Consider the following 22829-nt stretch of genomic DNA (forward strand, 5'->3'; position numbering starts at 1 on the left):
GCAAGCCCTCAAGGTCCAGATCTACAGCACCGACCTGGACGAGGAAGCGATTACCGTCGCCCGCGCCGGGTTCTACCCGCCCAACGTCGCGGCCGATCTCAGCGCGGAACGGCTGCAACGCTTCTTCCTGAAGGAGGACAGCGGCTACCGGATCAAGAAGGAAGTGCGCGAGATGGTCGTCTTCGCCGCCCAGAACGTGATCAAGGATCCGCCGTTCACCCGGCTGGACCTGATCAGTTGCCGTAACGTGATGATCTACCTGGAACCGGAACTGCAAAACCGGCTGATACCGGCGCTTCACTACGCGCTGAAACCCGGCGGCGTGCTGTTTCTGTCGCCCGCCGAGAGTATCGGTGAGCATGGCGAACTGTTCACGCCGCTGAACCGCAAGTGGCGCATCTACCGTGCGATCAACACCTCTGCCTCAAGCCGCGCATTCATCGGTGGCAACCACGCGTGGCCGATGGCGGGCGGTGCCAAACCGCAGGAGGAGATGGCAACGAAAGCCAGGCAGACCAATCTCGCCGAACTCACCCGGCGCGCCCTGCTGCAATCGTTCGCACCGGCCTCCGTGGTCACCGACGCCAAGGGCGCCATCCTGTTCGTGCACGGCGACACCGGCAGGTTCCTGCGCCCGGCGCCCGGAAGGGCGACCCTCAGCGTGGTCGAAATGGCCCTCGATGATCTGCAACGCGAACTGCGTGCCGCGCTGCTCAGCGCTTCCGAGCACGGCACAGAGACCAGTGGGCGCGAGGTGTCAGCACGGATTGACGGCAAGCTGCAGCGGGTCAGTCTGAGTGTGCGCCCACTGCCCAGCCGGGACGCCGGTCAACAGTTGCTGCTGGTGAGCTTCCAGGACGTCTCGCCCGCCGTACCGGGCCCGTCAAGCGACCACATGCCCGGCAAGGGATCAGCCGACGAGCAGCGCGCCGCAGAACTCGAGCGCGACCTCGCGCATACCTGGGAGAACCTGCAGGCGACGATCGAAAGCCAGCAGGTCTTGAACGAGGAACTGATGTCGACCAACGAAGAGCTGCAATCGACGAACGAAGAACTGCAAGCGACCAACGAGGAGTTGGAAACCTCCAGGGAGGAGTTGCAGTCGATCAATGAAGAGCTGGTGACGGTCAATGCCGAGTTGCAGGCCAACATCGATGAATTGGCCAAGGCGCAGAACGACCTGAAGAACTTGCTCGACAACATCAGCGGCGGTATTGTCTTCCTCGACAAGCAGTTGCTTATTCGCCGCTTCACGCACGAAGCGAAGGTGCTTTATCGGCTGACGGCCAACGACGTCGGCCGGCCACTGGCCCACATCAAGTGCGACATCGTCGGAGCCGACCTGCTGGGCGACGCCCAAGCGGTAATCGATACACAGCAGCATTGCGAGCGGGAGCTGCATACGGTGCAGGGCAGCTGGTATCAGGCGCGCCTGAAACCCTACCGCACGCGCGACGAGAAGCTTGACGGCGTGGTGATCACCTTTGCTGACATCAGCGACCGTGTCGAGGCGGAAGCGAGGGTCTCGGCGGCGCGAGTATTTGCCGAAAGCATCGTCGATACGGTACGAGAACCCCTGCTGGCACTCGATGGCGATCTCTCGGTCGTCGCCGCCAGCAGCTCGTTCTACAAGCGCTTCCGGGTCACCAGGCAGGATACGATCGGTCGTCTGCTGTACGAGCTTGGCGAGGGGCAGTGGGACATCCCGGCCTTGCGCGAATTGCTGACGGACATCCTGCCGCGCGACCAGGCGATCGAGGACTTCGCGGTGGAACATGACTTTACTGGTGCCGGCCACATCAAGATGGTGGTCAACGCCCGCCGCATCACCGGCGACAAGCCATTGATCCTGCTCGCCATGGAGGAAGTCCGGAGCGCTTGAGGCGATCGATGGGCATGCTGCGCCCACTCCATCGCCACGTCGCTACGCTCCGCGCGGAAAAGCGGCGACGAGTCGTCCAGGACCGTCAACGCGACCGCCGTGAAACGATCCAGGGGAAGCTGTCGCGATGGGCGGCAACGAAGCGCTTGATGGGCCACCGGAAGCCGCAAATGCTAGCCCAGCCCCTTGCGCGACAGCGGCAGCCAGATCCTGAAACGGCTGCCGATCCCCGGCTCGCTGCGCACCTCGATGCGCCCGCCGTGGCTTTCGACGATTCCCCACGCCGACGACAAGCCGAGCCCCGTGCCCGCCCCAACGGGTCTGGTAGTGAAGAACGGGTCGAAAATGCGCTGCAGGTTCTCCGGAGCAATGCCGTGACCAGTGTCCTCGATTTCGATCCAGCCTTCGTCGCCCTGGCAACCGGTGCGTACGAAGATCTGTCCCCGCCCCTTCCCCGACGCGTCGACCGCCTGCCCCGCATTGACCAAGAGATTCATGAATGCCTGGTTGAGCTCGCCCGGACAGCAGTGAACCTCCGGCAACGCGCCATACTCGCGAGTGACGTCGGCGACACGGCCAAGCTCGTGACTGGCCACGTTGAGCGTGCTGTCCAGACAAGCATGGAGGTCGGCGACCTGCCATTGAGACTCGTTGATGCGCGAGAAATCCTTGAGGTCGCGCACGATGCGCGCCACGCGCGCGACGCCTGCGCTCGCTTCCGAAACCAGCGTCGCGGCATCGTCACGAACGAAGTCGATATCGCAGCGTGCACGCACCGCACGGATCCGCGCCAACGCGGAGGCGTCGGATGCGATCAGCGCTTCGCTCGCCGCATAGGTATCGACTACCGCCAACAGGTCCTGCACGTAGTTCCCGAGTACGCTCAGATTGGAACCGACGAAGCCGAGTGGATTGTTGATCTCGTGCGCGACACCGGCGGCGAGTTGGCCGAGTGAAGCAAGCTTGGCGGATTGCACCAGCTGCGACTGGGCGTTTTCCAGTTCGGCCAGCAAGCGCTGCTGCTCGGCCTTCTCGCGGGCGAGCAGCCGATTGGCCCGGGACAGCGCGCGCTGCTGTTCGGCCAGCTCGTCGTTGAGGCGCATGACCACATCGAGCGAGCGTTCGTGCTCGCGCACGTCATGCTCGGCGACGAGACCGAGGTGATCGCCGTGCCTGAAGACAGTGGACGGCAGGGAACGTGACACGCCGCGGTCGTCGACAAAAGTGATCAGGCCCCGGTAGACAGGTCCGCCCACCGCCACCCGCTGCATGCGCGCAACGAGTTCGGCGAAATCCGGGTTGATGAGGTGTGCGCCGACGTGGTCCAGTACGCCGTCCGGGGAGTGCTGTAGCAGCAAGAAGAAACCGTCGTTGGCAGAGATCACCTTGCCCGAGACGTCGATCTCCGCCACAACGATGGAGCGCAGCGCCCGCAACAGCTCGGGCGATACGGGCAGCAGGCTGCGCCGGTTGGCACCTATAGCGTTCGCCTGGTCCGTCAATTCGTCGTCCATCGCCTCGTGCCTTCCACGGCCGGGGCCGGTGTCATTCCTGCTTCCCATGCCTGTCTGGGTCGTCCAGTCCGGTGCTTGCCACCACCCGGTTGCGCCCGCCCTGCTTGGCGCGGTACAGCGCCGCATCGGCGCGCGCCAGCAGGCTGCTGCCGTCCTCATCGTTCGCCAGACCGGCAACACCCAGGCTGACGGTGACCCCGGGCAGCCCGCTCATCGCCCGAGCGGCCACGGCCTGGCGGAGGCGCTCCGCGGCCGCCTCGGCCTGGACCAGTGAGCTGCCAGGCATCAGCAGCACAAACTCCTCGCCGCCCAGACGCGATGCACGGTCGGAATCACGAAGAAAAGTGCGCAGCAGGGCGCCGACTTCCTGCAGGACGCGGTCTCCTGCTTCGTGTCCCCACGTATCATTTACACGCTTGAAGTGGTCGATGTCGAAGATCAGCAGCGACAACGGTTGCCCGTAGCGCCGCGCCCGTTGCCACTCGGCGGCCAGGTTTTCGTCCAGATGGCGGCGGTTACCGACGCCGGTAAGGGCGTCGGTGAGCGAAATCTCGCGTATCGCCTTCTCGCGCTGGGCCAGCTCGCGGTTGGCGCGAATCAGGTCGCGATGTGCCCGGTCGAGCGCGTCGTTGAGTTCACGCATTTGCTCCGCAACGCGTTCGAATTCGTCAATGTCGTAGCCGGCGACGATCAGCAGCTCGCTGCCACTGGCCAGCACCGTCCCGGTCAGCGTGCGCATTTCGCCACCGGCCGCGCCGCCCAGTGTCAGGCAGCCCCGGTAGACCACGCCGCGTGCGTCTGGCGGCGCCAAGGCGAGTTGCTCGAGGCTCGGCTGCAAGAACAGGTGCCAGGCACTGCTGGTCCCATCGGCACTGACCCGCAGGAATCCGGCGTTGCCGTGCAACAGCTCGCCGGTGGCGGCAAAGCGCGCGACGAGCAGGGAGTCGAGCGCATCGACGAGCGCCGGTAACCCGGGAAACGGCACCGGTTAGCTCAACGGGCGAACAACGAATTGGCGGCTTCCGATGCGCTCAGGGCATCCGCTCCGAGCAGATCGGCGCCGAAGCTGCGCGCCAGCAGCGGGAACTGATTGAACACCAAGCCACCGACCACCAAGCGCGGACAGCCGTCGGCCAGACTCGCACGCAGCCCGGCGACCGCCTGGCGCAGACCGCGCAACTGGTAGGGCAGTGACGCCGATAGCCCCACCAGATCGGGTTGAAATCGGGCAACTTGTGCCGTCAACGAGGTCACCGGTGTGTTGGCGCCGAGATAATGCACGGACCAGCCAGCGATCTCGAAGGCGTCGGCAACCATCCGCAGGCCGATGCTGTGATGGTTCCCTTCCGGGCAGGCAAAGAGCGCCTTGTGGCCGTTGTCCGGAGCCGGTTCGACGCGCCCGAAGCCCCGCGCCATCAGTGTCTGCGCCATCGCCGTGGCGAGGTGTTCCTGGGCGACAGAAACCCGGTTCTCCTGCCAGCGGCGGCCGACTTCATAGAGCGCCGGCTGGATGACATGAACCTCCGCGGCCGGCAGCGAAGACTCGCGATCCAGTGCCTGATTGAACAGCGCCGACGCGTCGCGCCCTTTGCCGTCGAGCAGGGCGTCGCCGAAAGCTTCGGCCTCCTCCCAGGGACTCGGACACGGGCGATCGTACGCTGGGGCGGCGAGACCGCCAGCCAGGGCCGCCCTGCCCGCGGCCAGCGCCGCGATCACCGGCGCTGCCGCGCTGCCAAGTTGTCCGGCGAAGAACACCTCGAGGTCTTCGAGCGAGCGCGGCAGCGAATCGCCGGGAATCCCACGCGACGAGAGCACCTGCGCGAGCCAGCCGAGATACGCGGTAAACGACGACAGATCACCGGTCTCAAGAACCGGCTGCAGAAAATCAAGGTGGAAAGCGATGTCCTCTCTGCACAGCGCCTGCGCGCGCGGCCCCAGTCTGGCGAACAACTCCGGCCAGGCGGCCATGCTCGCGGCGGTGGCGTGGGCGACCGCTTCGTCGCGCAGGGCGCAAATTCTTTCGATGGTGTTTTCATCCGCCTGATAAAGATCGGCTGCGATCATCATGCTCTCCCGCTCGGTTGCAACTTTGGCATTATCACTCGGCGATCCGCTCGAGACGATGGATCTCGGTCGAGCCGGGAACCAGCTTCAATCCCTTGGGCATACCACTGTGCGAATCATGGTAGCTGTGGCTTCGATGCCAGGCGTCGAAGGAAGTTTCGTCCACCCACCAGGTCATCAACCAGAACTCTTGCGGAGTGCCCTGCGGGCGCAACACCTCCATGCGCACGAATCCGGCGACCGCGTCGACCAGGTGCGGGCGTGCCACGAAGGCTTCGCGCACCGCCTCCTCCATCCCGTTGGCGACGGTGAAACGGCTCAAGCCCACGAACATTGTCTTCTCCTGGTCAGCGAACGGTCGTTGTTTCAATCGGTAGCACCACGGCACACCAGGCAACCGGTATTGTGACCGCGGCTCGAGTAGCCACGCATTTTGATCGCTATATTGCGGGGAGCGGGCAACACCCGGACCGGAAGAATGCTACGGCTACCGATCATGCGCTGTCCTTGCCGAAGCGCTCCTTCCAGGTGCGGAAAGCGTCCCGGACCTCGCTCTTGAGGTGCTCGTCGTCCCAGGGCTTGCTGAGATAGCGGTGGATAGACCCCTTGTTGATCGCATCGGTGACCGCGGTGATCTCCGAGTAACCCGAAAGCACCATGCGCACGGTCCTCGGATAGAGCGTCTTGACGCGAGAAAGCAGTTCGGTTCCGGTCATCAAGGGCATCCGCTGGTCGGAGAGGATCACTTCGACCGGCTCGCGTGCCAGGACGGCGAAGGCGGCATCGGCGCTGTCGGCAATGAGAATACGATAGCCTTCGCGCCGCAGCAGGCGATTGAGTGCCGAAAGTATGCTCGGTTCGTCGTCGACCAGCAGCACGGTCGACCGGCTAGCGTCCTTCCCGGCGCCGAAATCGAGCCGTTTGCCGGTGCCGAGCAGTTCGGCCAGTTGAGCGGCAGGAAGCGGCTGCGAGAAGAAATAGCCCTGCATCTCGTCGCAATCGTTGCGACGCAGGTAGTGCATCTGTTCCTCGGTCTCGACCCCTTCGGCCAGCACGACCTTGCCGAGCTTGTGCGACATGGCGATGATCGCCTGGGCGATCGCGGCGTTGCCGGGATTGCAGGTGATGTCTCGGACGAAGGACTGGTCGATCTTGACGACGTCGATCGGGAAGCGTGAGAGGTAGGCGAGTGACGAATAGCCGGTGCCGAAATCGTCGAGGGAGAGCCGCAAGCCGATTTCCTTGAGACGCTGGATAGCCCTGGAGGCGACCCCGACATCGTGCATCATCGCCCCCTCGGTAATCTCGAGCTCCAGCGTTCGCGGATCGATCTGGTGGACGGCGAGAGCGTCGCTGACGCTCGTGAAAAGATTGCCGGAGCGAAAATGCCGCGCCGACAGGTTGACCGCGACCTTGATCGGCGGCAAGCCGGCATCGAGCCATTCGTGCATCTGCCGGCAGGCTTCGGCGACCACCCATTCGCCAATCGAGACGATCAGCCCGCTTTCCTCGGCCATGGGGATAAATCGACCTGGCGGGATCAAACCCTGCACCGGATGCTGCCAGCGCAGCAGCGCTTCGACGCCGATCACCGCACCGGTCAGCAGGCTGAGCTGCGGCTGATAATGCAGCAGCAGTTCGTTCTTCTCGACCGCATGACGCAACTCGGCCAACCATTCGCGGCGTTCTGAATGTTCGGCGCTCAGCGCCCGATCGAATCGGGCGGCGGTATCGCCCCCTTCGCGCTTGGCCTTTCTCGTCGCACTGGCGGCGTACACCAGGAGTTCGCCGGGTTCCGTCCCGTCGTCAGGAAAGGAGGCAATGCCAATTGACGGGGTCACCTCGATCAGGTGATCGCCCGTGACCAGCGCCGGACGAAGCGCTGCCAACAGACGCGCCGCAATCTCGTCCCAACTGCCGGCCGACGGTAAGCCCGGAATAGTCAGCACCACGCCAAATTCGTCGCCGCCGAGCCGGGCGAGCACGTCGCCCTCGCGCAGGATGTCGCCAAGCCGGCGCCCGATCTCGACCAGCACGCGGTCGCCAACCTCGTGCCCGAGCAAGCGGTTGATACTCTCGAAGTCGTCGATATCGATATGAACGACGGCGACTCCTGCCTCCTCTCCCTCGGCGTGCTGGATGAGTCGCGTCAGCTCGCTGAGAAAGCCGGATCGACTGCGCAAGCCGGTCAGTGCGTCGGTGCTCATCAGATCCTGCAGCCGACCTTCGAACTCCTGCTGTTTCGAACGATCCTCGCCGATAGCAAAGTAAAAACCCAACTGCCCGTCCTGGTCGGCGATCGGCGAAATGGTCTTCTTCTCGGTATAGATGCCGCCATCCTTGCGCCGGTTGACGAACTCGCCGCTCCAGCTTGAACCGGCATTGAGTGCCTCGTGCATGTCGCGGTAGGTCGCGTCGGGTGTCAGGCCGGAGCGAAACTTCGCCGGCTTGCGACCCAGGACCTCCTCGGCGGCATAGCCGCTCATCGCCAATGCCGCGGGGTTGGCGAAGAGAATCGCCAGATTGGCGTCGGTGATCATGATCGATAGCGGGCAGTTGTGCGCGACATCGCGAAACAGCAACGCCGACTGCAGGCTTTCGTGCACGCGCGTGACGTCGCTACCGACGAGGAAGATTGGCGCGAGAATGGTGTCGGCACCCCCGCGCCATTCGATCGACCACGAAATCCATAGCTTCCGGCCGTCGCTCGTCGTCAGCGGCGTTTCCACCTGGCGAACGCCAGCGTGGCCAGCGCAATCGCGAACCTCCGCAAGAAACTCCGGAGATGCTTGCGCACCGGCGCCGAGCACCTCGACCAGCGGATGCCTGAAGACCTGCCCAAGCCGGTTGTAGCCGAGCAGGCGCAGGCCGAAGGTATTGACATACCAGACCTTGAGCTGAGCATCGACGCGGATGACCACCAGGCCCAGCGCATCGTAGATCGACTGGTACGGAGTCGCGGGGGTCGCGGGGCTACTCATCGAGAAGCCTCCTCGACCTGGTCAGGTCCAGCGACCGGCAGCCGGATGCGAAAGCGCGTGCCCTGCCCCGGTTGGCTATCGACGGCAATGGTGCCGTTGTGGCGCTGGACGATTTCCCAGGAAATCGCCAGGCCCAGCCCGGTGCCCGTGCCGACCGGCTTGGTGGTGAAGAAGTGCTCGAAAATCCGCTTCTGCACTTCGGGCGGCATGCCACCACCGGTGTCCTCGACTTCGACCCAGACGTGGCGACCTTCGTGGCCACTGCGCAGGGTGATCGTTCCGGACGTTTCGATGGCCTGCCCGGCGTTCACCAGCAGGTTCATGAACACCTGGTTGAGCTGCGCCGGAATGCAGCGCACCGCCGGCAGCTCACCGAGCTCCCGGACCACCTGTGCCTTGTATTTCAGCTCGTTCCAGACGACGTTCAGGGTACTCTCCAGCCCGCTGTTGAGGTCGGCCTCCTGCCACTCGGCTTCCTCGACGTGCGAGAAATCCTTGAGGTCGGCAACGATCTTGCGTACTCGCGCCAGCCCATCGGCCGACTCGCCGATCAGATCCGGAATATCCTCGCGCAGAAAATCGAGTTCGGCGTCCTGCCAGGCCTGCTCGGCGGCCAGCCGTGCCGGATGATCTGTGGCCAGCGCCGCCACCGCCGGCGCGGCAGCGTCGATGACGTCCAGCAGGCGCTCGACGTAGCGCTTGAGCGACGCCAGATTGGAGCCGACAAAACCGATCGGGTTGTTGATCTCGTGGGCGACGCCGGCCGCGAGCTGCCCCACGGCCGCCATCTTCTCGGATTGCAGCAAGCGGCCCTGGGTCCGTTCGACGGCTTCCATCGCCCGCTGCAACTCCCCCTGCTCGCGCACCAGCTCGGCGTTCATCGCGGCCAGTTCGCGCGTGCGTGCGCCGACCTGCCGTTCCAGACTGGCGTTGAGTTCGGCCAGCTCTTCCTGGGTCGCCTGCAGTTGTTCATTGGTACTGCGCAGCACCTTGTTGCGCCGCGAAACAACGGCAAACAGTTCGACCAAGGCGTCGGTGAGCACTGCCTGCGCCGAATCCTGCTTTTCTTCGCGCGCCAGGGTCGCCGCTTCGACCGCGCCATGTCCGGCAGCGATCAGGCGCAGTTGCCGCGCCATCAACTGGTCTTCGATCAGGATGTGGAAGGTCAGCCAGCTGGCCAGAAAGCGCAGCAGATCCCGGCCGTTGTACATACCGACGTCGTCGAGTTGGCCCTGCATCAGCGCCACCTCCTCAACGAAACCCTGATGACTGCGAATGTGATGGGCGAAGTCATCCTCATCGATGTTCCCTTCGCGCATGATGGCTTCCTCATCGCGAAAATGTGTCACCGCGTATTCCGAGAGTCGATCGAGCAAGCTGCGGGCCTCGTTGCCGGCCATCCCCTCGTCGCCACTGAGCAGCGGTGCGACCTGGTTGATCAGATCGACCAGCCCGCGATGCTGGGCATCGACGAGCTCGATGCCGGTGACGAAGTGCCTACTCCAGTTCATGAAGCTCATGAGGTCTGTCCTTGTTGGTGACCCGCCACGAACACTCGGGACGCGGTGCCGTGCTGAGCAGTCATGCCGGCGTCACACTGGTCTGGCTGCCATCGATCGGCAGGGTGATGCGGAAAATCGTGCCACGGCCAGGCTGCGACCGGAGATCGATGCGCCCGTGATGTCTTTCGATGATACCGAAGGAAATCGAAAGACCGAGCCCGGTGCCCTGGCCAATCTGCTTGGTGGTGAAGAAGGGCTCGAACACGCGCTTCTGGACCTCCGGCGACATTCCCCGCCCACTATCCTCGATCTCTACCCACACCGCAACAACCACGCCATCGTCATCGGCATCGGAGCCGGTGCGGATGACGATTTTCCCGTGCGCGTCGATCGCCTGCGCGGCGTTGACCAGCAGGTTCATGAACACCTGGTTGAGCTGCGATGGCAGGCAGTTGATCGGTGGCAGTCCGGTGTATTGGCGCTCGACGTCTGCCTTGTACTTGAGTTCGTTCCAGACGATGTTGATGGTGCTGTCGAGCCCCTGCTCGAGGTCGGCCCACTGCCACTCGGCCTCACCGACGCGCGAGAAGTCCTTGAGGTCGAGAACGATCTTGCGTACCCGTTCGAGCCCCTCCTTGCTTTCACGGATCAGCTTCGGCAGATCGTCGACGATATACGGATGATCATGCTCGGCCTTGAGCCGGCGAACTTCGTCGAAGGCGCTGCTGTCTGCCGCCGACACGCGCTGCTCGGCGCTGCTTTGAGCGGCGTCAATGGCCAGCAGGTTCTCTGCATACTCGGCGAGCGTGCCGAGATTGGAGTAGACGAAGCCGATCGGGTTGTTCAGTTCGTGCGCGACGCCGGCCGCCAATTGGCCGATCGCCGACATTTTCTCCGACTGCAGCAATTGCAGGTGGGCCTGCTCGAGCTTGTCCTTGAGCTGGGTCACTTCCGCAAGGCGGTGTGACAGCGCCTCCTCGGCCCGCGCGCGGCGGACGATGCTCCACACGTCATTGCTCAGCAGTTGCACCGTCTCGACATCGAAGTCATCGTAGGGGGCACTCTTGTTGCCCACCCCGACTATCATCCGCACCATGCCCTGCTCGATCACCGGCACCGAGATCAGCCGCTGCAGCGGCGTGTGGCCTTCGGGAACGCCGCGCTTCTGCGCATGGCTCGGATAATCGTTGCAAATGACCGCCCGCTTTTGTCGACAGCAGTCCGCCCAGATTCCGGCGTGGCTGATCGGGTAATGGCTTTCGAAGGCCGCCGAGCAGGCACGCTGTGCGCCAGCACTCCAGGTGGTCAGCTGAACCTGTTCCTGATCGTCATCGACGAAGTGCAGGAAAGCAACGGTGCTGGCGGTCAATCTTTCGGCCGTCTCGAGGCCGTGCACCAGGAATTCCTTCTCCCGCAGGCTGCGGCCAAGTTCATTGATTTCGAGCAGCGCCCTGATCCGCTCTTCGAGCAGGTGGCGACGCGTGACGTCGAGCGCAATACCGCCGAGCAACGCCGGCCCGTCGCTCTGGGGGATAATGAATTTCGTCGTCTGAAAGACGGTGGGGCCGTACTCCAGTTCCACGATCTCGGTCTGACCCGAGGCGAGCACACGTGCGTCGAACGCGTCGATCTTCTCGCCAAACTCGCCCGGGAATAATTCGCGATTGCTGCGGCCGAGAATCTGCTCGCGGTCCAGGTGCAGCTGCTCCTGAAGACCACGGTTGCACTGCAGGAAACGCATGGACTGATCCTTGATGAACGCCAGGCCAGGCAGGTGATCGAGGAAATCGTTCATCAGCTCGCGCAAGCGGCGAGCATCGCGTTCTGCATTCTTGCGGACATCGATGTCTTCGATGATCGAGACGAAGTGATTGGGCGTGCCATCGTCATGCAAGATCAGCGACACACTCAGGTTGACCCAGATGCAGCGACCGTCCCTGCGGATATAGCGCTTCTCCAGGCTGTAGCTCTCGATCTCCCCGCGCAGCAAGTGTTCGAGCTGTGCGAGGTCGGTGTCGAGGTCATCCGGATGGGTGATGTCCTGGAAGCGCAGAGCGAGCAGTTCCGCCTCCGGGTAAGCGACCAGCTGACACAGGCGCTCGTTGACGCGCAGCCAGCGCCCGTCGGGAGCAACGAAAGCGATGCCGGTGGCGGCGTGGTCGACGGCAGCGCTCAGATCGGCTTCGCTCTCGCGCAGCTGCATTTCGATGCGCTTGCGCGGCGTGATGTCCTGTACCAGTGCCACGAAATAGTCGATCGAAGCATCCGGGCGTCGTATGGCTCTTGCCGCGATAAAGGCGTCGACGACCTCGCCATCCTTGCGAATGAAGCGCTTGTCCATCTCGTAGGCGTCAATCTCGCCGGCGAGCACTCGGTTGAAGAACTCGACGTCGGCATCCAGGTGGTCCGGGTGCGTCAGGTCTGCCCAGGTTATGTGCAGCAGTTCGTCGCGCGCGTAGCCAAAGATATCGCACAGCGTCTGATTGACCGTCAGCCAGCCTTTATCCGGTGAAGTGGTGGCCATGCCGATCATCGAGTTCTCGAAGACGCTGCGAAACAGCTGCTCGCTTCTGCGCAGTGCGTCCTCGTCCTTCTTTTGCACGGTGATGTCCATGATTACGCCGGAGATCGTGCGCGGCACACCATCGGCCGCAACGAGCAGCTGTCCAGCAGTTTGCACCCAGCGCACGCTGCCGTCGACCCACCTGATGATGCGGTATTCCATGTCCGGCAAATTCTGCTCGCTGGTCATTGCCCGGCGAAAGGCACTGTTCACCCCATCGCGATCGTCCGGGTGCACCAGCGCCAGCCAGCCCCCGAAACTGTACAGGTAGCCGGCGGCGATACCGGCGATGTCGTACAGAGACTCTGTGATGGCAAAGTGATCGCTGGCGATCTCATATGAGAAGAAACCGAAACCGCCGACCTTCTGCGCCTGAGCGATCCACTCATCGCGCTGGAGCACACTGGACGTCGCGACCGCCTGCCGCGTCCAGCTGCGGTTCAGCAACCACCCGCCTGCCGCGCTGAGCAGCGCGAACAGTGCCATCGCGGCGGTGCCCGCCAGGACCTTCCGCTGCCAGATTGCAAGCTCACCAGACTCTGATTTCGCCAGCAAGGTGTAAAAACCGAAGGTTTCGCTGCGCGCATAGGTGATCAAATAGTCGACGGCGGCGATGCTCAGGGCGAAGGAACCGCGCTCAGGCGAGCCTTCGACAGCCTTGCGCAAGAGATCAACGATCAGCCGCTTGCGCTCCTCGCCGTATTCAGGCGGCGCGGGATGCTCTGCGATCCAGCGAAACCGTGAATCGAGCAGCGCTACCTCAGCTTTCGGCTCAGCCAGCAAATCGCCAAGCCGGCTGCTCAAGTGATCGACCGGAACCGATGCCAGCACGATGCCGGCGAAGCTCTTGTCCCGATCGGCAAGTCGCCGCGCAAGAACGATGACCGTCCGACCGGTCGTCCGGCCAGTCAGTGGCCCAGTGATCTCAAGCCCGGCCTGGGGATCGTCGCGCAGGTGGCGAAAATACGCCCGATCGGCGATATTGGCCTGGAGTCGTCCACTGTCGGCCGAAGGATAAATGACCTCGCCATCGGCGTCGGTGATGCGCATGAAGTTCACCGCCGGATGCCGTTTGGCGATGGATTCGATCCAGTCTTCAAAGGATTCACGACCGCGAGCGAGCTGGCTGGCAGATTCGTCGGCGACCACCTGGAGGCTGAGATCAATGCGCGCGTACTGGACCTCGATGTCCTTGGTGATCAAGCCGATGATCGTAGACGCCCGCGCCAGAACTTTCTGCTCCTCGCTGCGACGCAGCTCGCCGAAAAACCACACAGCGCCGAGTGCGGCGAACAAGTTGACACAGACGAGGCCGACGACAAGGTAGCGCGTGAAGTGCTGGTCCGGCAGCCAGGCACGACGCTGCACACCGGCAACGGGTGCCTTCTGACTTGCCGGCGAAGGTGCTTGGCTCTCGGACATGGTCCTACCGTGGTTACCCGGAGAGGACTTCTGCGGCCGCGGAAGCGGCCACCGCCGGGGACGGCGACCGAATTGCCTTGCGGAACGCTTGAATGCCTTTTGCTTCAGCGTCCTAGAATAGGCGCAGCGAAGGAAAAAAACCATCCCCAAAAACTGGACAAAGCACGGCAATTGGCGGCGAACCCTGCCCGGTTCGCTTGGGTGCCGATGCGGTGGTGACCGACGGATGTGTCTCTGATAGAGTGCCGGGCAGTACGCCGATCATGGCGTGAGGGTAAGGGAGCGGCAATCGTGAATGCGCGGTCAGGGGTGCCAGAACGATGAGAATGGGCATCCGCCAGGGCTTGTGGCTGTTCGTTATGCTCGGCAGCCTGACGCTGACCGGCATCGTCGGCCTCGGAATGTGGGGCACCTGGCGCGGCCAGGAGAGCATGCGCCATGTTCTCGAAGAGGAAGTTGAACCGACCCAGCAGTTGATCCTGGTCGACAAGCAACTCACCCGCCTGCGCGTACGGATGTATGGCGTGCTCGCCGACGATTTCGGCATCGATGGTGCGCGCCTGCATCTTGCCGAAGCGCGCCGGGATATTGACCTTGGCTGGGCGACCTACCGCCAGGCTCACGCCGTCGCGTCCAGCGAAGAAGAGCAGAACCTGACCGAAACCATCGAGACGCTGCTGCAGGAGCTGCCTGAGCTACTCAATCGCCTCGATAGCCTGCTGGCGGCACGCGACCTGCCCGCATTGGCGACATTCCTCAAGGAAGACTGGTGGTCGGTGCAATTGCAGCTCGCGACACCGCTCGGCCAGATCATCGCGCTGGAGGAGCGCCGCGTCGCCAGCGCCTATCAAGCGGCGCAGGAGGTGTACCGGGAGACGCTGATCGGCAGCGCGCTGCTGTTTGTCGTTGGCCTGGCGCTACTGCTGATATTTTCGCGCCTGCTGTTGCGCTATGTGAGCTACAAACTCGACTTGATCGAGAGCGCCCTGCTGCGCATCGGCCAGGGAGACTTCAGCACACGGGTCGGTGGCAGTAGCCGCGGGGAATTCGAGCGCATCGTCGTGGCACTGGACCGGACGGCCGATATGCTTCGCGATGATCGCCAGGCAATCGAGGTTCTGCGGCAGCAGCAAACGTCGACCCTCGAATCAGTGGCCGAGGGGCTGTACGGCACCGACGCCAGCGGCAGGATCAGTTACGCCAATAACGCAGCACAGCAGCTGCTCGGCTGGACTGCGGCAGAGATGCTCGGCAAGCGTCCGCACCCGATGTTTCACCATACGCGTGCCGACGGTACACCGTATCCGGCCGAGGAGTGCCCGCTCTCCGGCAGTCGCCTTCGCCAGGAGGCCGCCACCTCCGGCGACGAAGTGTTCTGGCGCAAGGACGGAACCAGTTTTCCGGTCGAATTCACCGGCGCGCCGATCGTCGCCAACGACGAGGTCGTCGGAGCGATCATCAGCTTTCGCGACATCAGCGAGCGGCGTGCCGCCGAGCTTGCCCGGCAGCAGTTGCTGGACGAACTGCAATTGCGCAACGAACAGCTGAGCACCACCCAGGACGAGCTGAGCCGCAAGGAGGAGGAACTGCGCTCGGTTCTGGAGAACCTGCGCGACGGCGTGATCACGATCGACGGGCAAGGTTCGATCCGCTCGTTCAACCCGGCCATCTGCGCCATCTTCCAGCAGCCGGCCGAAGCCTTGCTCGGCCAGAAGCTGGGCATCCTGATGCCACCCGAGCTGCGCGAAAAGTACGACGATGGCCTGGCACCCCACGTCGCCACCGGCGAAGAACACGTGCTCGGCAAGACGCTCGAACTCGAAGGGCTGCGCGGCGACGGCTCACGCTTTCCGATCGAGCTGTCGATCAATACCTACACCGTACGCAACGAGCACTTCTACAGCGGCATCGTTCGCGACACGACCGAGCGCAAGGCGGCCGAACAGGCTTTGCGCAACGCGCTGGAGAACGCGCAGGGCTACCTCGACGGAACGCTGGCGGTGATGGTGGTCATCGACCGCGAGCTCTGCGTCCGCATGATCAACCGTGCGGGTTGCGACCTGCTCGGCCTGGGTGAGGCGGAGATCGTCGGCAGCAAATGGTTTGAGCGCTTCGTGCCGGCCTCCCAGAGCGAATCCCTGGCCAGGAGTTTCACGTGCTGGCTGGACGAAAAACCAGCGGGCGTCATCGCCGCGCACAACCAGAACGACATCCTGACCGGCAGCGGTCAAATACGCCGTGTCTCATGGAGCAATGGCCTGCTTCGCGATGCTTCCGGCGCCGTGATCGGCAACCTGAGTTCTGGCCTCGACGTCACCGATCAGCATGCCGCCGAGCTGCAGCTGCGCAGCACCGTCGAGCGGCTGACCGAGCTCAACGGCAAACTCGAGGAAGCGCAGAACCAGTTGCTGCAATCCGAGAAGCTGGCTTCGGTCGGCCAACTCGCCGCCGGGGTGGCGCACGAGATCAACAACCCGGTCGGCTTTGTCAATTCCAACCTGGGCAGCCTGAAGGACCAAGTCCAGGGTTTGCTGCAGGTGATCGACGCCTACGCGGCGGCGGACACTATCCTTGCCCAGCATCCGGCGGTAATGCGCGCGATTGCCGAAGCCCGGGAGGCCGCCGACATGGACTACGTGCGCGGCGATGTCGGGACGCTGATCGACGAATCGCTCGAAGGCCTGCGACGGGTGCGCCGGATCGTCCAGGATCTCAAGGACTTCTCGCGCGTCGATAGCGCGGAGTGGGAGTTCGCCAACCTCGAAGACGGCCTGGAGAGCACGCTGAACATTGTCTGGAACGAGATCAAGTACAAGGCCGAGGTGCACAAGGAATACGGCGGAGTTCCCGAAGTCGAGTGTATTGCGGCGCAGGTCAACCAGGTCTTGCTCAACCTGCTGGTCAATGCCGCGCACGCCATCGAGGGCCGCGGAACGATTACCCTGCGCACCGGCTTCGACGATGACGAAGTGTGGATCGAGGTTGAGGACAGCGGCAAGGGCATCCCGCCGGAAAACCTCAAACGCATCTTCGAGCCCTTCTTCACCACCAAGCCGGTTGGCCAGGGTACCGGACTCGGCCTGTCATTGGCGTACGGCATCGCCAAGCGACACGGTGGGCGGCTTGAGGCCAGCAGCGAGGTCGGCATCGGATCGAAATTCCGCCTGGTGCTACCGGCCAGGCGGGAACCGGCCAGGGAGCTCGAAGGCGATGCTTCGCCAGAGCGGATTGGCGAAACATAAAAGCCCGACCCACGATCATGCCGGCTGCTGTGGAAGGCGAAGCGATCGAAGTTATCCAGGTGGCGGATGGCCGGCCGATCAAGATGTGGACGGAAGGCGTGCCGGTCGAGGCCGAGGCGCGCCAGCAACTGCTCAACACCGCCCGCCTGCCCTTCATTTTCCACCACCTGGCGGTGATGCCCGACGTGCATCTGGGCAAGGGTTCGACGATCGGCAGCGTCATTCCGACCCGTGGCGCGATCATTCCCGCCGCCGTCGGCGTCGATATCGGCTGCGGCATGATCGCCACGCGCACTACGCTGAACGCCGCGGACCTGCCCGACCACTTGCATGGACTGCGCTCGGCGATCGAGCGCGCCGTGCCACACGGCCGCACGGTCGGCCGCGGCAAACGCGACCAGGGCAGTTGGCAGAACCCGCCGCAGGCGGTCAACGCACTGTGGGCAGGCCTGCTGCCCGGTTTCAAACGCATCGTCGGCAAATACCCGCGCCTGCAGGACAGCAACCACCACCAGCACCTGGGTACCCTGGGAACCGGTAACCACTTCATCGAGGTCTGTCTCGATGAGGCAGACCGCGTCTGGTTCATGCTGCATTCGGGTTCACGCGGGGTCGGTAACGCCATCGGCCGCAGTTTCATCGCCCTGGCCCAGGCGGACATGCGACAACACCTGGCCAATCTGCCGGATCGCGACCTGGCCTATCTGAAGGAAGGCAGCGCGCATTTCGACGATTACGTCGAGGCCGTCGGCTGGGCGCAGGAATATGCGCGCTGCAATCGCAGCGTGATGATGGCCAGCGTGATCGACGCCGTGCGCCGGCTGATCGGCAAGCCCTTCAGCGTGGACGCCGAAGCGGTGAACTGCCACCACAACTACGTGCAGAAGGAAACGCACTTCGGCAGCGAAGTGTTCGTCACCCGCAAGGGTGCCGTTTCGGCCCGCCAGGGCGAACTGGGGATCATCCCCGGATCGATGGGCGCCAAATCCTTCATCGTCCGTGGCAAGGGCAATGCCGACTCATTCAACTCGTGCAGCCACGGCGCCGGACGCGTCATGAGCCGCAACGAAGCGCGGCGCCGGTTCACCGTCGCCGACCAGGAACGCGCCACCGCCCACGTCGAGTGCCGCAAGGACCAGGAGGTGATCGACGAGATCCCGATGGCCTACAAGGACATCGACGCGGTGATGCACGCCCAGCGCTCGCTGGTGGAAGTCGTGCATACCTTGCGCCAGGTGGTCTGCGTGAAAGGCTGAGGGGCTGAGGGGCTGGGCGCCGGTGAACAAAGCCGCCGGCTGCCGAGGCGACGCGGCGGGTCAGCTCTGTTCGGTCGGAGGTGCCACCTTGAAGATCTCGGCCAGGGTGGTCACCCCGGCGGCGACTTTCATCGCCCCCGAGATGCGCAGGGGCTTCATGCCTTCGCGGTAGGCGAGATCGCGAATCTTGGCAATCTCCTTGTTTTCACTGATCGCCTGCTTTAACTCCGGTGACAGCAGCAGGATTTCGTACAGCCCGACCCGCCCGAGGTAGCCGGTCATGCGGCAATCGATGCAACCGACCGGCCGGTAGAAGCGCGCCGGACGATTGGCTTTCCAGGGCGCGACCAGCTGATCCCACATGGTGTTCTCGACCGCGCTCGCCTGGTGCTCCTGCTTGCAATGCGGACAGAGGATGCGCACCAGCCGCTGCGCCATGATGCCGATCACCGTCGCCGCCAGAAGATACGGCGCAACGCCGAGATCGAGCATGCGGGTGACCGCTGCCGGCGCGTCGTTGGTATGCAGGGTGGACAGCACGAGGTGGCCGGTGAGCGCCGCCTGAATCGCCACCTCGGCAGTTTCGAGGTCGCGGATTTCACCGATCATGATGATGTCCGGGTCCTGCCGCATCAGTGCGCGCACCCCCTGGGCAAAGCCGAGGTCGATGGCGTTATGCACCTGCATCTGGTTGAACGCGCCCTCGACCATCTCGATCGGGTCTTCGATGGTGCACACGTTGACCGCCGGCGTGGCCAGCTGCTTGAGTGTCGAATAGAGCGTCGTCGTCTTTCCCGAACCGGTCGGGCCGGTGACCAGGATGATGCCGTTCGGTTTCTCCGACATCGCCTTCCAGCGCGCCTGATCGTCGTCACTGAAGCCGAGTTCGATGAAACTGCGGACCAGCACTTCCGGGTCGAAGATGCGCATCACCAGTTTTTCGCCGAAAGCGGTCGGCAAGGTCGACAAGCGCAGTTCGGCTTCCTGGCCGTCGGCCGTCCGGGTCTTGATCCGGCCGTCCTGCGGCCGGCGCTTCTCGACCACGTCCATCCGGCCGAGAATCTTGACCCGGCTGATCATCGCCGCCAGGACGCTCATCGGCAGCTGGTAGACCTGATGCAGGACACCGTCGATGCGGAAACGCACGATACCGATTTCGCGCCTCGGCTCAATGTGAATGTCGCTGGCGCGCTGGTCGAAAGCGTACTGCCAGAGCCAGTCAACGATATTGACGATGTGCTGGTCGTTGGCGTCGAACTGGCGATTGCTCCGGCCGAGTTCGACCAGTTGCTCGAATGACGACAGGTTGCCGCCCTGCCCGCCGGCCTGTGCCGCCTTCTTGACCGAGCGCGCGAGATTGTAGAACTCGATCAGATAGCGCGCCACATCGACCGGATTGGCCAGTACCCGACGAATGTCCTTCTTGAGAATCGCCCGCAGCTCCTTTTCCCAGTCGCGCAGAAAGGGCTGCGAAGTCGCCACCACGATCTCGCGCGTCGTCACCTGGATCGGCAGAATGCCGAAGCGGGTGGCGTAGGCACTCGACATGACGTCGGTCACGGCGGTGAAATCGACCTTCAGGGGGTCGATGTGGTGGTAGTCGAGCCCCACCCTTCGCGCCAGCCACTCGCCCAGTTCTTCGAGGGTCAGCGGTCGTGGCGGCTCGTCGTGCGACTTCCATTTCTGGTCAGCAATGATCACCAGCGGATGCGCCGTCAGGCGCTTCAGGCGGCTCTCCTGCTGCAGCGCGTCGGCGTCCGGCTTGGCGACCCGGCCGTCTTCGACCAGCCAGCCGAGCGTTTCTGCGAGCGTCAGGCGGTGTTCGTGTACGGGATTGACCGCTGCTGCTTTCGACATTTGCGCTCTTCCAGTGGGCTGACGGGCAACTATACCGGACAAGCGCCGCGCGGCTCAATGCCGACGGCAAGAAGGTGTAAGATGGCTCGGCGCCGCTCAGAAGCCGTCGTTCCTCCTTTGCAGGCCACCCCGGCAACCGATCACTTCAACCGACCAGGAGACACCCATGCGCAAGAGTTCACTAGTCGTCGCCGCACTCGCCGCCACGCTGTTGGCCATGCCGGCCATGGCGCAATTCGCAGCCGGGATGCAGAGCGGCATGGTCCAGGGCATGCCCGGCAGCGATATGGGGCCCGGTTCAACCGGCATGCACGGTGGCGCTCGTCAGGCCAGGCGCGGCCCCGTCGACTGCAGCAGGTCGGCAGACGTGGAGCAATGCAAGGCGCGCCAGCAAGCGCACCGCAAGGTTTTCGAAGCCTGCAAGGACAAGGTCGGCGCCGAGCGCCGACAATGCATGCACCAGCAGGCACAGATGACCGACTGCAGCCAGGCGCGCAACCCGCAGCAATGCGAGACACGCAAGCAGGCCTATGCCGCCTGCCAGGGACGCAACGGAGCGCAATTCAAGCGTTGCGTGCAGCTGCAGGCGCCGTCAAGCGCTTGCGCCCAAGCCTCTGACCCGGCCCTTTGCGCACAGCACGAGAAGGCACGGACGGTGTGTGCGCCAACAACCGGCGCCGAACATCTGCAGTGCCTGCGCGACATTCTGGCCCCGGCGAAATAGCGATCTGGCGACGACGGCTGCTGTGCGCGCAGCGCACTGTACGGCAAGCGGCGCTCAGCGATCGACCGTCGCCCCCAGCCCTGCCGCTCGCCACTTTTCAAGCTTGCTGGCGAAAGCCAGGGTGTAGGCCGGGCTGCTCGATGGCAACACGTACGTTTCGTAGCCGCGCAGGGCAAACCAACGGACGAGTTTGCCGGCGGTCTGGCCATTGAAGCAGACGCGCCGCAAGCGCGGTGCGCCTGTCTGCAGGCGGGAAAAATCGTTGACCTCGGGCGCCTGAATCGCCGAATCGAGGGCACCCTGCCGCCGACACTGGCGATAGACGTCCCAGACGCCGATGCCGTGCCGCAACAGACGGCGCTGCCGATCGGCGTAGTCAAATTCGGGCAGGGGCTCGCCGAGCAAGGCGCCGAGCAGGCGCCAGAACTGGTTCTGGCGGTGCCCGTAGTACTGCTGCGCCGCCAGTGATGCCGGCGACGGGAAACTGCCGAGAATCAGGGTTCTGACCTCGGCGTCGAGGATCGGCGGCAGGCCATGCAGGATATTGTCTGCTGGCGGCCTGCCGTCGGCACTCACTTGCCGGCGCTACCCAGCGACAAGGCGAGCATCAGGTCGTTGATCCGCTTGACGAAACCTGCCGGGTCGTCGAGCGAGCCGCCTTCGGCCAGCGTTGCCTGTTCGAGCAGCAGGTTGGCCCAGTCGTCGAAGCGGGTTTCCTCGTACTTGAGCCGCTGCACCGCCGGATGATTGGGATTGATCTCGAGGATCGGCTTGCTCGCCGGGGCGTTCTGCCCGGCCGCCTTGAGGATGCGCTGCAGGTTGCCGCCGATGTCGTATTCGTCGGCAACCAGGCACGACGGCGAATCGGTCAGTCGATGCGTGACGCGAACGTCCTTGACTTTGTCACCAAGGGTCGTCTTGACCTTTTCGAGCAACTCCTTGTATTCGTCGGCGGCCTTCTCGGCCTCTTCCTTCTCGGCTGAATCCTCGAGCTTGCCGAGATCGAGACCGCCCTTGGCCACCGACTGCAAAGGCTTGCCGTCGAACTCGGTGAGATGGCTGGTCACCCATTCATCCACGCGGTCGGAGAGCAGCAACACTTCGATGCCCTTCTTGCGGAAGATTTCGAGGTGCGGACTGTTCTTGGCGGCAGTAAAAGTCTCGGCAGTAACATAGTAGATCTTCTCCTGCCCCTCTTTCATCCGCGACACGTAATCGGCCAGCGAGACGTTTTCCTCGGTCGTGTCGGCTTGAGTCGAGGCGAAGCGCAGCAGCTTGCCGATGCGCTCCTTGTTGGCGAAGTCCTCGCCGACGCCTTCCTTGAGCACGCGTCCGAATTCCTGCCAGAAGGTCTTGTACTTCTCCTTTTCGGCCTCGTCATCGCTATCGGCCATGCCTTCGAGCAGGCCGAGAATGCGCTTCACGCAACCGCCGCGGATCGCTTCGATATCGCGCGACTGTTGCAGGATCTCGCGCGAAACGTTGAGCGGCAGATCGTTTGAATCGACCACCCCGCGCACGAAGCGCAGGTAGAGCGGCATCAGCTGCTCGGCATCATCCATGATGAAGACGCGGCGAACGTAGAGCTTGATGCCATGCCGGGCGCCACGGTCGAGCAGATCGAAAGGCGCTTTCGACGGGATGTAGAGCAACTGGGTGTATTCCTGCTTGCCTTCGACGCGCGCATGTATGTGCGCCAGCGGGTTCTCGAAGTCGTGCGCGACGTGCTTGTAGAACTCGTTGTACTGCTCGTCGCTGATCTCCGATTTGGGACGCGACCACAGTGCCGACGCCTGGTTGACCGTCTCGTCCTCGTCGGTGA

Annotated in this window: 14 protein-coding genes and 1 pseudogene; 5 read left to right on the forward strand and 10 right to left on the reverse strand. The window is 63.6% G+C overall.

Translation table 11 applies throughout. The features are described 5' to 3' along the window. Positions 1-1882, forward strand: a 1882-nt coding sequence (locus tag RUW20_RS21325) for a CheR family methyltransferase (protein WP_313954230.1), incomplete at its 5' end; no start/stop codon positions are given. A gap of 173 nt (positions 1883-2055) precedes the next feature. Here RUW20_RS21325 and RUW20_RS21330 read toward each other — a convergent pair. The 7 genes from RUW20_RS21330 to RUW20_RS21360 form a co-directional block, all read right to left on the reverse strand. Then, positions 2056-3396 (reverse strand): ATP-binding protein, encoded by a 1341-nt coding sequence (locus RUW20_RS21330; RefSeq protein WP_313954231.1) that lies wholly within the window; start codon positions 3394-3396, stop codon positions 2056-2058. A 31-nt stretch (positions 3397-3427) separates the two neighbouring features. Further along, on the reverse strand, positions 3428-4381 hold the full coding sequence (locus RUW20_RS21335; protein WP_313954232.1) for a diguanylate cyclase: 954 nt from the start codon (positions 4379-4381) through the stop codon (positions 3428-3430). Positions 4382-4389: 8 nt separating this feature from the next. Beyond that, on the reverse strand, positions 4390-5460 hold the full coding sequence (locus RUW20_RS21340) for a cobalamin-dependent protein (protein WP_313954233.1): 1071 nt from the start codon (positions 5458-5460) through the stop codon (positions 4390-4392). Positions 5461-5494: 34 nt separating this feature from the next. After that, positions 5495-5794: an antibiotic biosynthesis monooxygenase gene (locus RUW20_RS21345; protein ID WP_313954234.1), complete on the reverse strand. Its 300-nt coding sequence runs from the start codon at positions 5792-5794 to the stop codon at positions 5495-5497. Between the two features lie 160 nt (positions 5795-5954). Next, positions 5955-8441 carry an EAL domain-containing protein gene (locus tag RUW20_RS21350; protein ID WP_313954235.1) on the reverse strand — a complete coding sequence of 829 codons (2487 nt, stop codon included), beginning with the start codon at positions 8439-8441 and terminating at the stop codon, positions 5955-5957. Beyond that, entirely contained in the window at positions 8438-9961 is a 1524-nt protein-coding gene (locus tag RUW20_RS21355; RefSeq protein WP_313954236.1) for a bacteriohemerythrin, read from the reverse strand. Before RUW20_RS21355 ends, RUW20_RS21350 begins: the two co-directional genes overlap by 4 nt. A gap of 61 nt (positions 9962-10022) precedes the next feature. Continuing rightward, positions 10023-13928, reverse strand: a complete 3906-nt coding sequence (locus RUW20_RS21360; protein WP_313954237.1) for a PAS domain S-box protein — start codon at positions 13926-13928, stop codon at positions 10023-10025. 326 nt (positions 13929-14254) lie between these two features. Here RUW20_RS21360 and RUW20_RS21790 point away from each other — a divergent pair. The 3 genes and pseudogenes from RUW20_RS21790 to RUW20_RS21370 all read left to right on the forward strand — a co-directional run. Beyond that, a pseudogene (locus RUW20_RS21790) lies at positions 14255-15868 on the forward strand (PAS domain S-box protein); the annotation flags it as partial. 63 nt (positions 15869-15931) lie between these two features. Next, a complete protein-coding gene (locus tag RUW20_RS21795) occupies positions 15932-17170 on the forward strand; it encodes an ATP-binding protein (RefSeq protein WP_409559397.1) in 1239 nt (412 codons plus the stop codon). 17 nt (positions 17171-17187) lie between these two features. Further along, a complete protein-coding gene (locus RUW20_RS21370) occupies positions 17188-18426 on the forward strand; it encodes an RtcB family protein (protein ID WP_313954239.1) in 1239 nt (412 codons plus the stop codon). A 60-nt stretch (positions 18427-18486) separates the two neighbouring features. Here RUW20_RS21370 and RUW20_RS21375 read toward each other — a convergent pair whose 3' ends face one another. Then, the gene (locus tag RUW20_RS21375; protein ID WP_313952699.1) at positions 18487-20283 is read right to left on the reverse strand and encodes a GspE/PulE family protein; all 1797 of its coding nucleotides are present in this window, start codon (positions 20281-20283) and stop codon (positions 18487-18489) included. A gap of 166 nt (positions 20284-20449) precedes the next feature. On the opposite strand from RUW20_RS21375, the gene RUW20_RS21380 reads away from it, so the two are divergent. Further along, positions 20450-21007 carry a hypothetical protein gene (locus tag RUW20_RS21380; RefSeq protein ID WP_313954240.1) on the forward strand — a complete coding sequence of 186 codons (558 nt, stop codon included), beginning with the start codon at positions 20450-20452 and terminating at the stop codon, positions 21005-21007. A gap of 54 nt (positions 21008-21061) precedes the next feature. On the opposite strand, the gene RUW20_RS21385 is transcribed toward RUW20_RS21380, so the two are convergent. Together RUW20_RS21385 and htpG are read right to left on the reverse strand one after the other, a co-directional pair. Then, positions 21062-21550: a DNA-deoxyinosine glycosylase gene (locus RUW20_RS21385; protein WP_313954242.1), complete on the reverse strand. Its 489-nt coding sequence runs from the start codon at positions 21548-21550 to the stop codon at positions 21062-21064. 29 nt (positions 21551-21579) lie between these two features. Then, on the reverse strand, positions 21580-22829 hold a 1250-nt coding region (gene htpG, locus RUW20_RS21390), incomplete at its 5' end, for a molecular chaperone HtpG (protein WP_313954241.1).

The organism is Accumulibacter sp. (assembly GCF_032229525.1).
In the GTDB taxonomy this organism is placed as follows: domain Bacteria; phylum Pseudomonadota; class Gammaproteobacteria; order Burkholderiales; family Rhodocyclaceae; genus Accumulibacter.

Coding starts and splice junctions, on each gene's coding strand:
- RUW20_RS21330 (WP_313954231.1), bottom strand. CDS start 3,396: ATGGACGACGAATTGACGGACCAGGCGAACGCTATAGGTGCCAACCGG.
- RUW20_RS21340 (WP_313954233.1), bottom strand. CDS start 5,460: ATGATCGCAGCCGATCTTTATCAGGCGGATGAAAACACCATCGAAAGA.
- RUW20_RS21345 (WP_313954234.1), bottom strand. CDS start 5,794: ATGTTCGTGGGCTTGAGCCGTTTCACCGTCGCCAACGGGATGGAGGAG.
- RUW20_RS21350 (WP_313954235.1), bottom strand. CDS start 8,441: ATGAGTAGCCCCGCGACCCCCGCGACTCCGTACCAGTCGATCTACGAT.
- RUW20_RS21355 (WP_313954236.1), bottom strand. CDS start 9,961: ATGAGCTTCATGAACTGGAGTAGGCACTTCGTCACCGGCATCGAGCTC.
- RUW20_RS21360 (WP_313954237.1), bottom strand. CDS start 13,928: ATGTCCGAGAGCCAAGCACCTTCGCCGGCAAGTCAGAAGGCACCCGTT.
- RUW20_RS21795 (WP_409559397.1), top strand. CDS start 15,932: ATGGTGGTCATCGACCGCGAGCTCTGCGTCCGCATGATCAACCGTGCG.
- RUW20_RS21370 (WP_313954239.1), top strand. CDS start 17,188: ATGCCGGCTGCTGTGGAAGGCGAAGCGATCGAAGTTATCCAGGTGGCG.
- RUW20_RS21375 (WP_313952699.1), bottom strand. CDS start 20,283: ATGTCGAAAGCAGCAGCGGTCAATCCCGTACACGAACACCGCCTGACG.
- RUW20_RS21380 (WP_313954240.1), top strand. CDS start 20,450: ATGCGCAAGAGTTCACTAGTCGTCGCCGCACTCGCCGCCACGCTGTTG.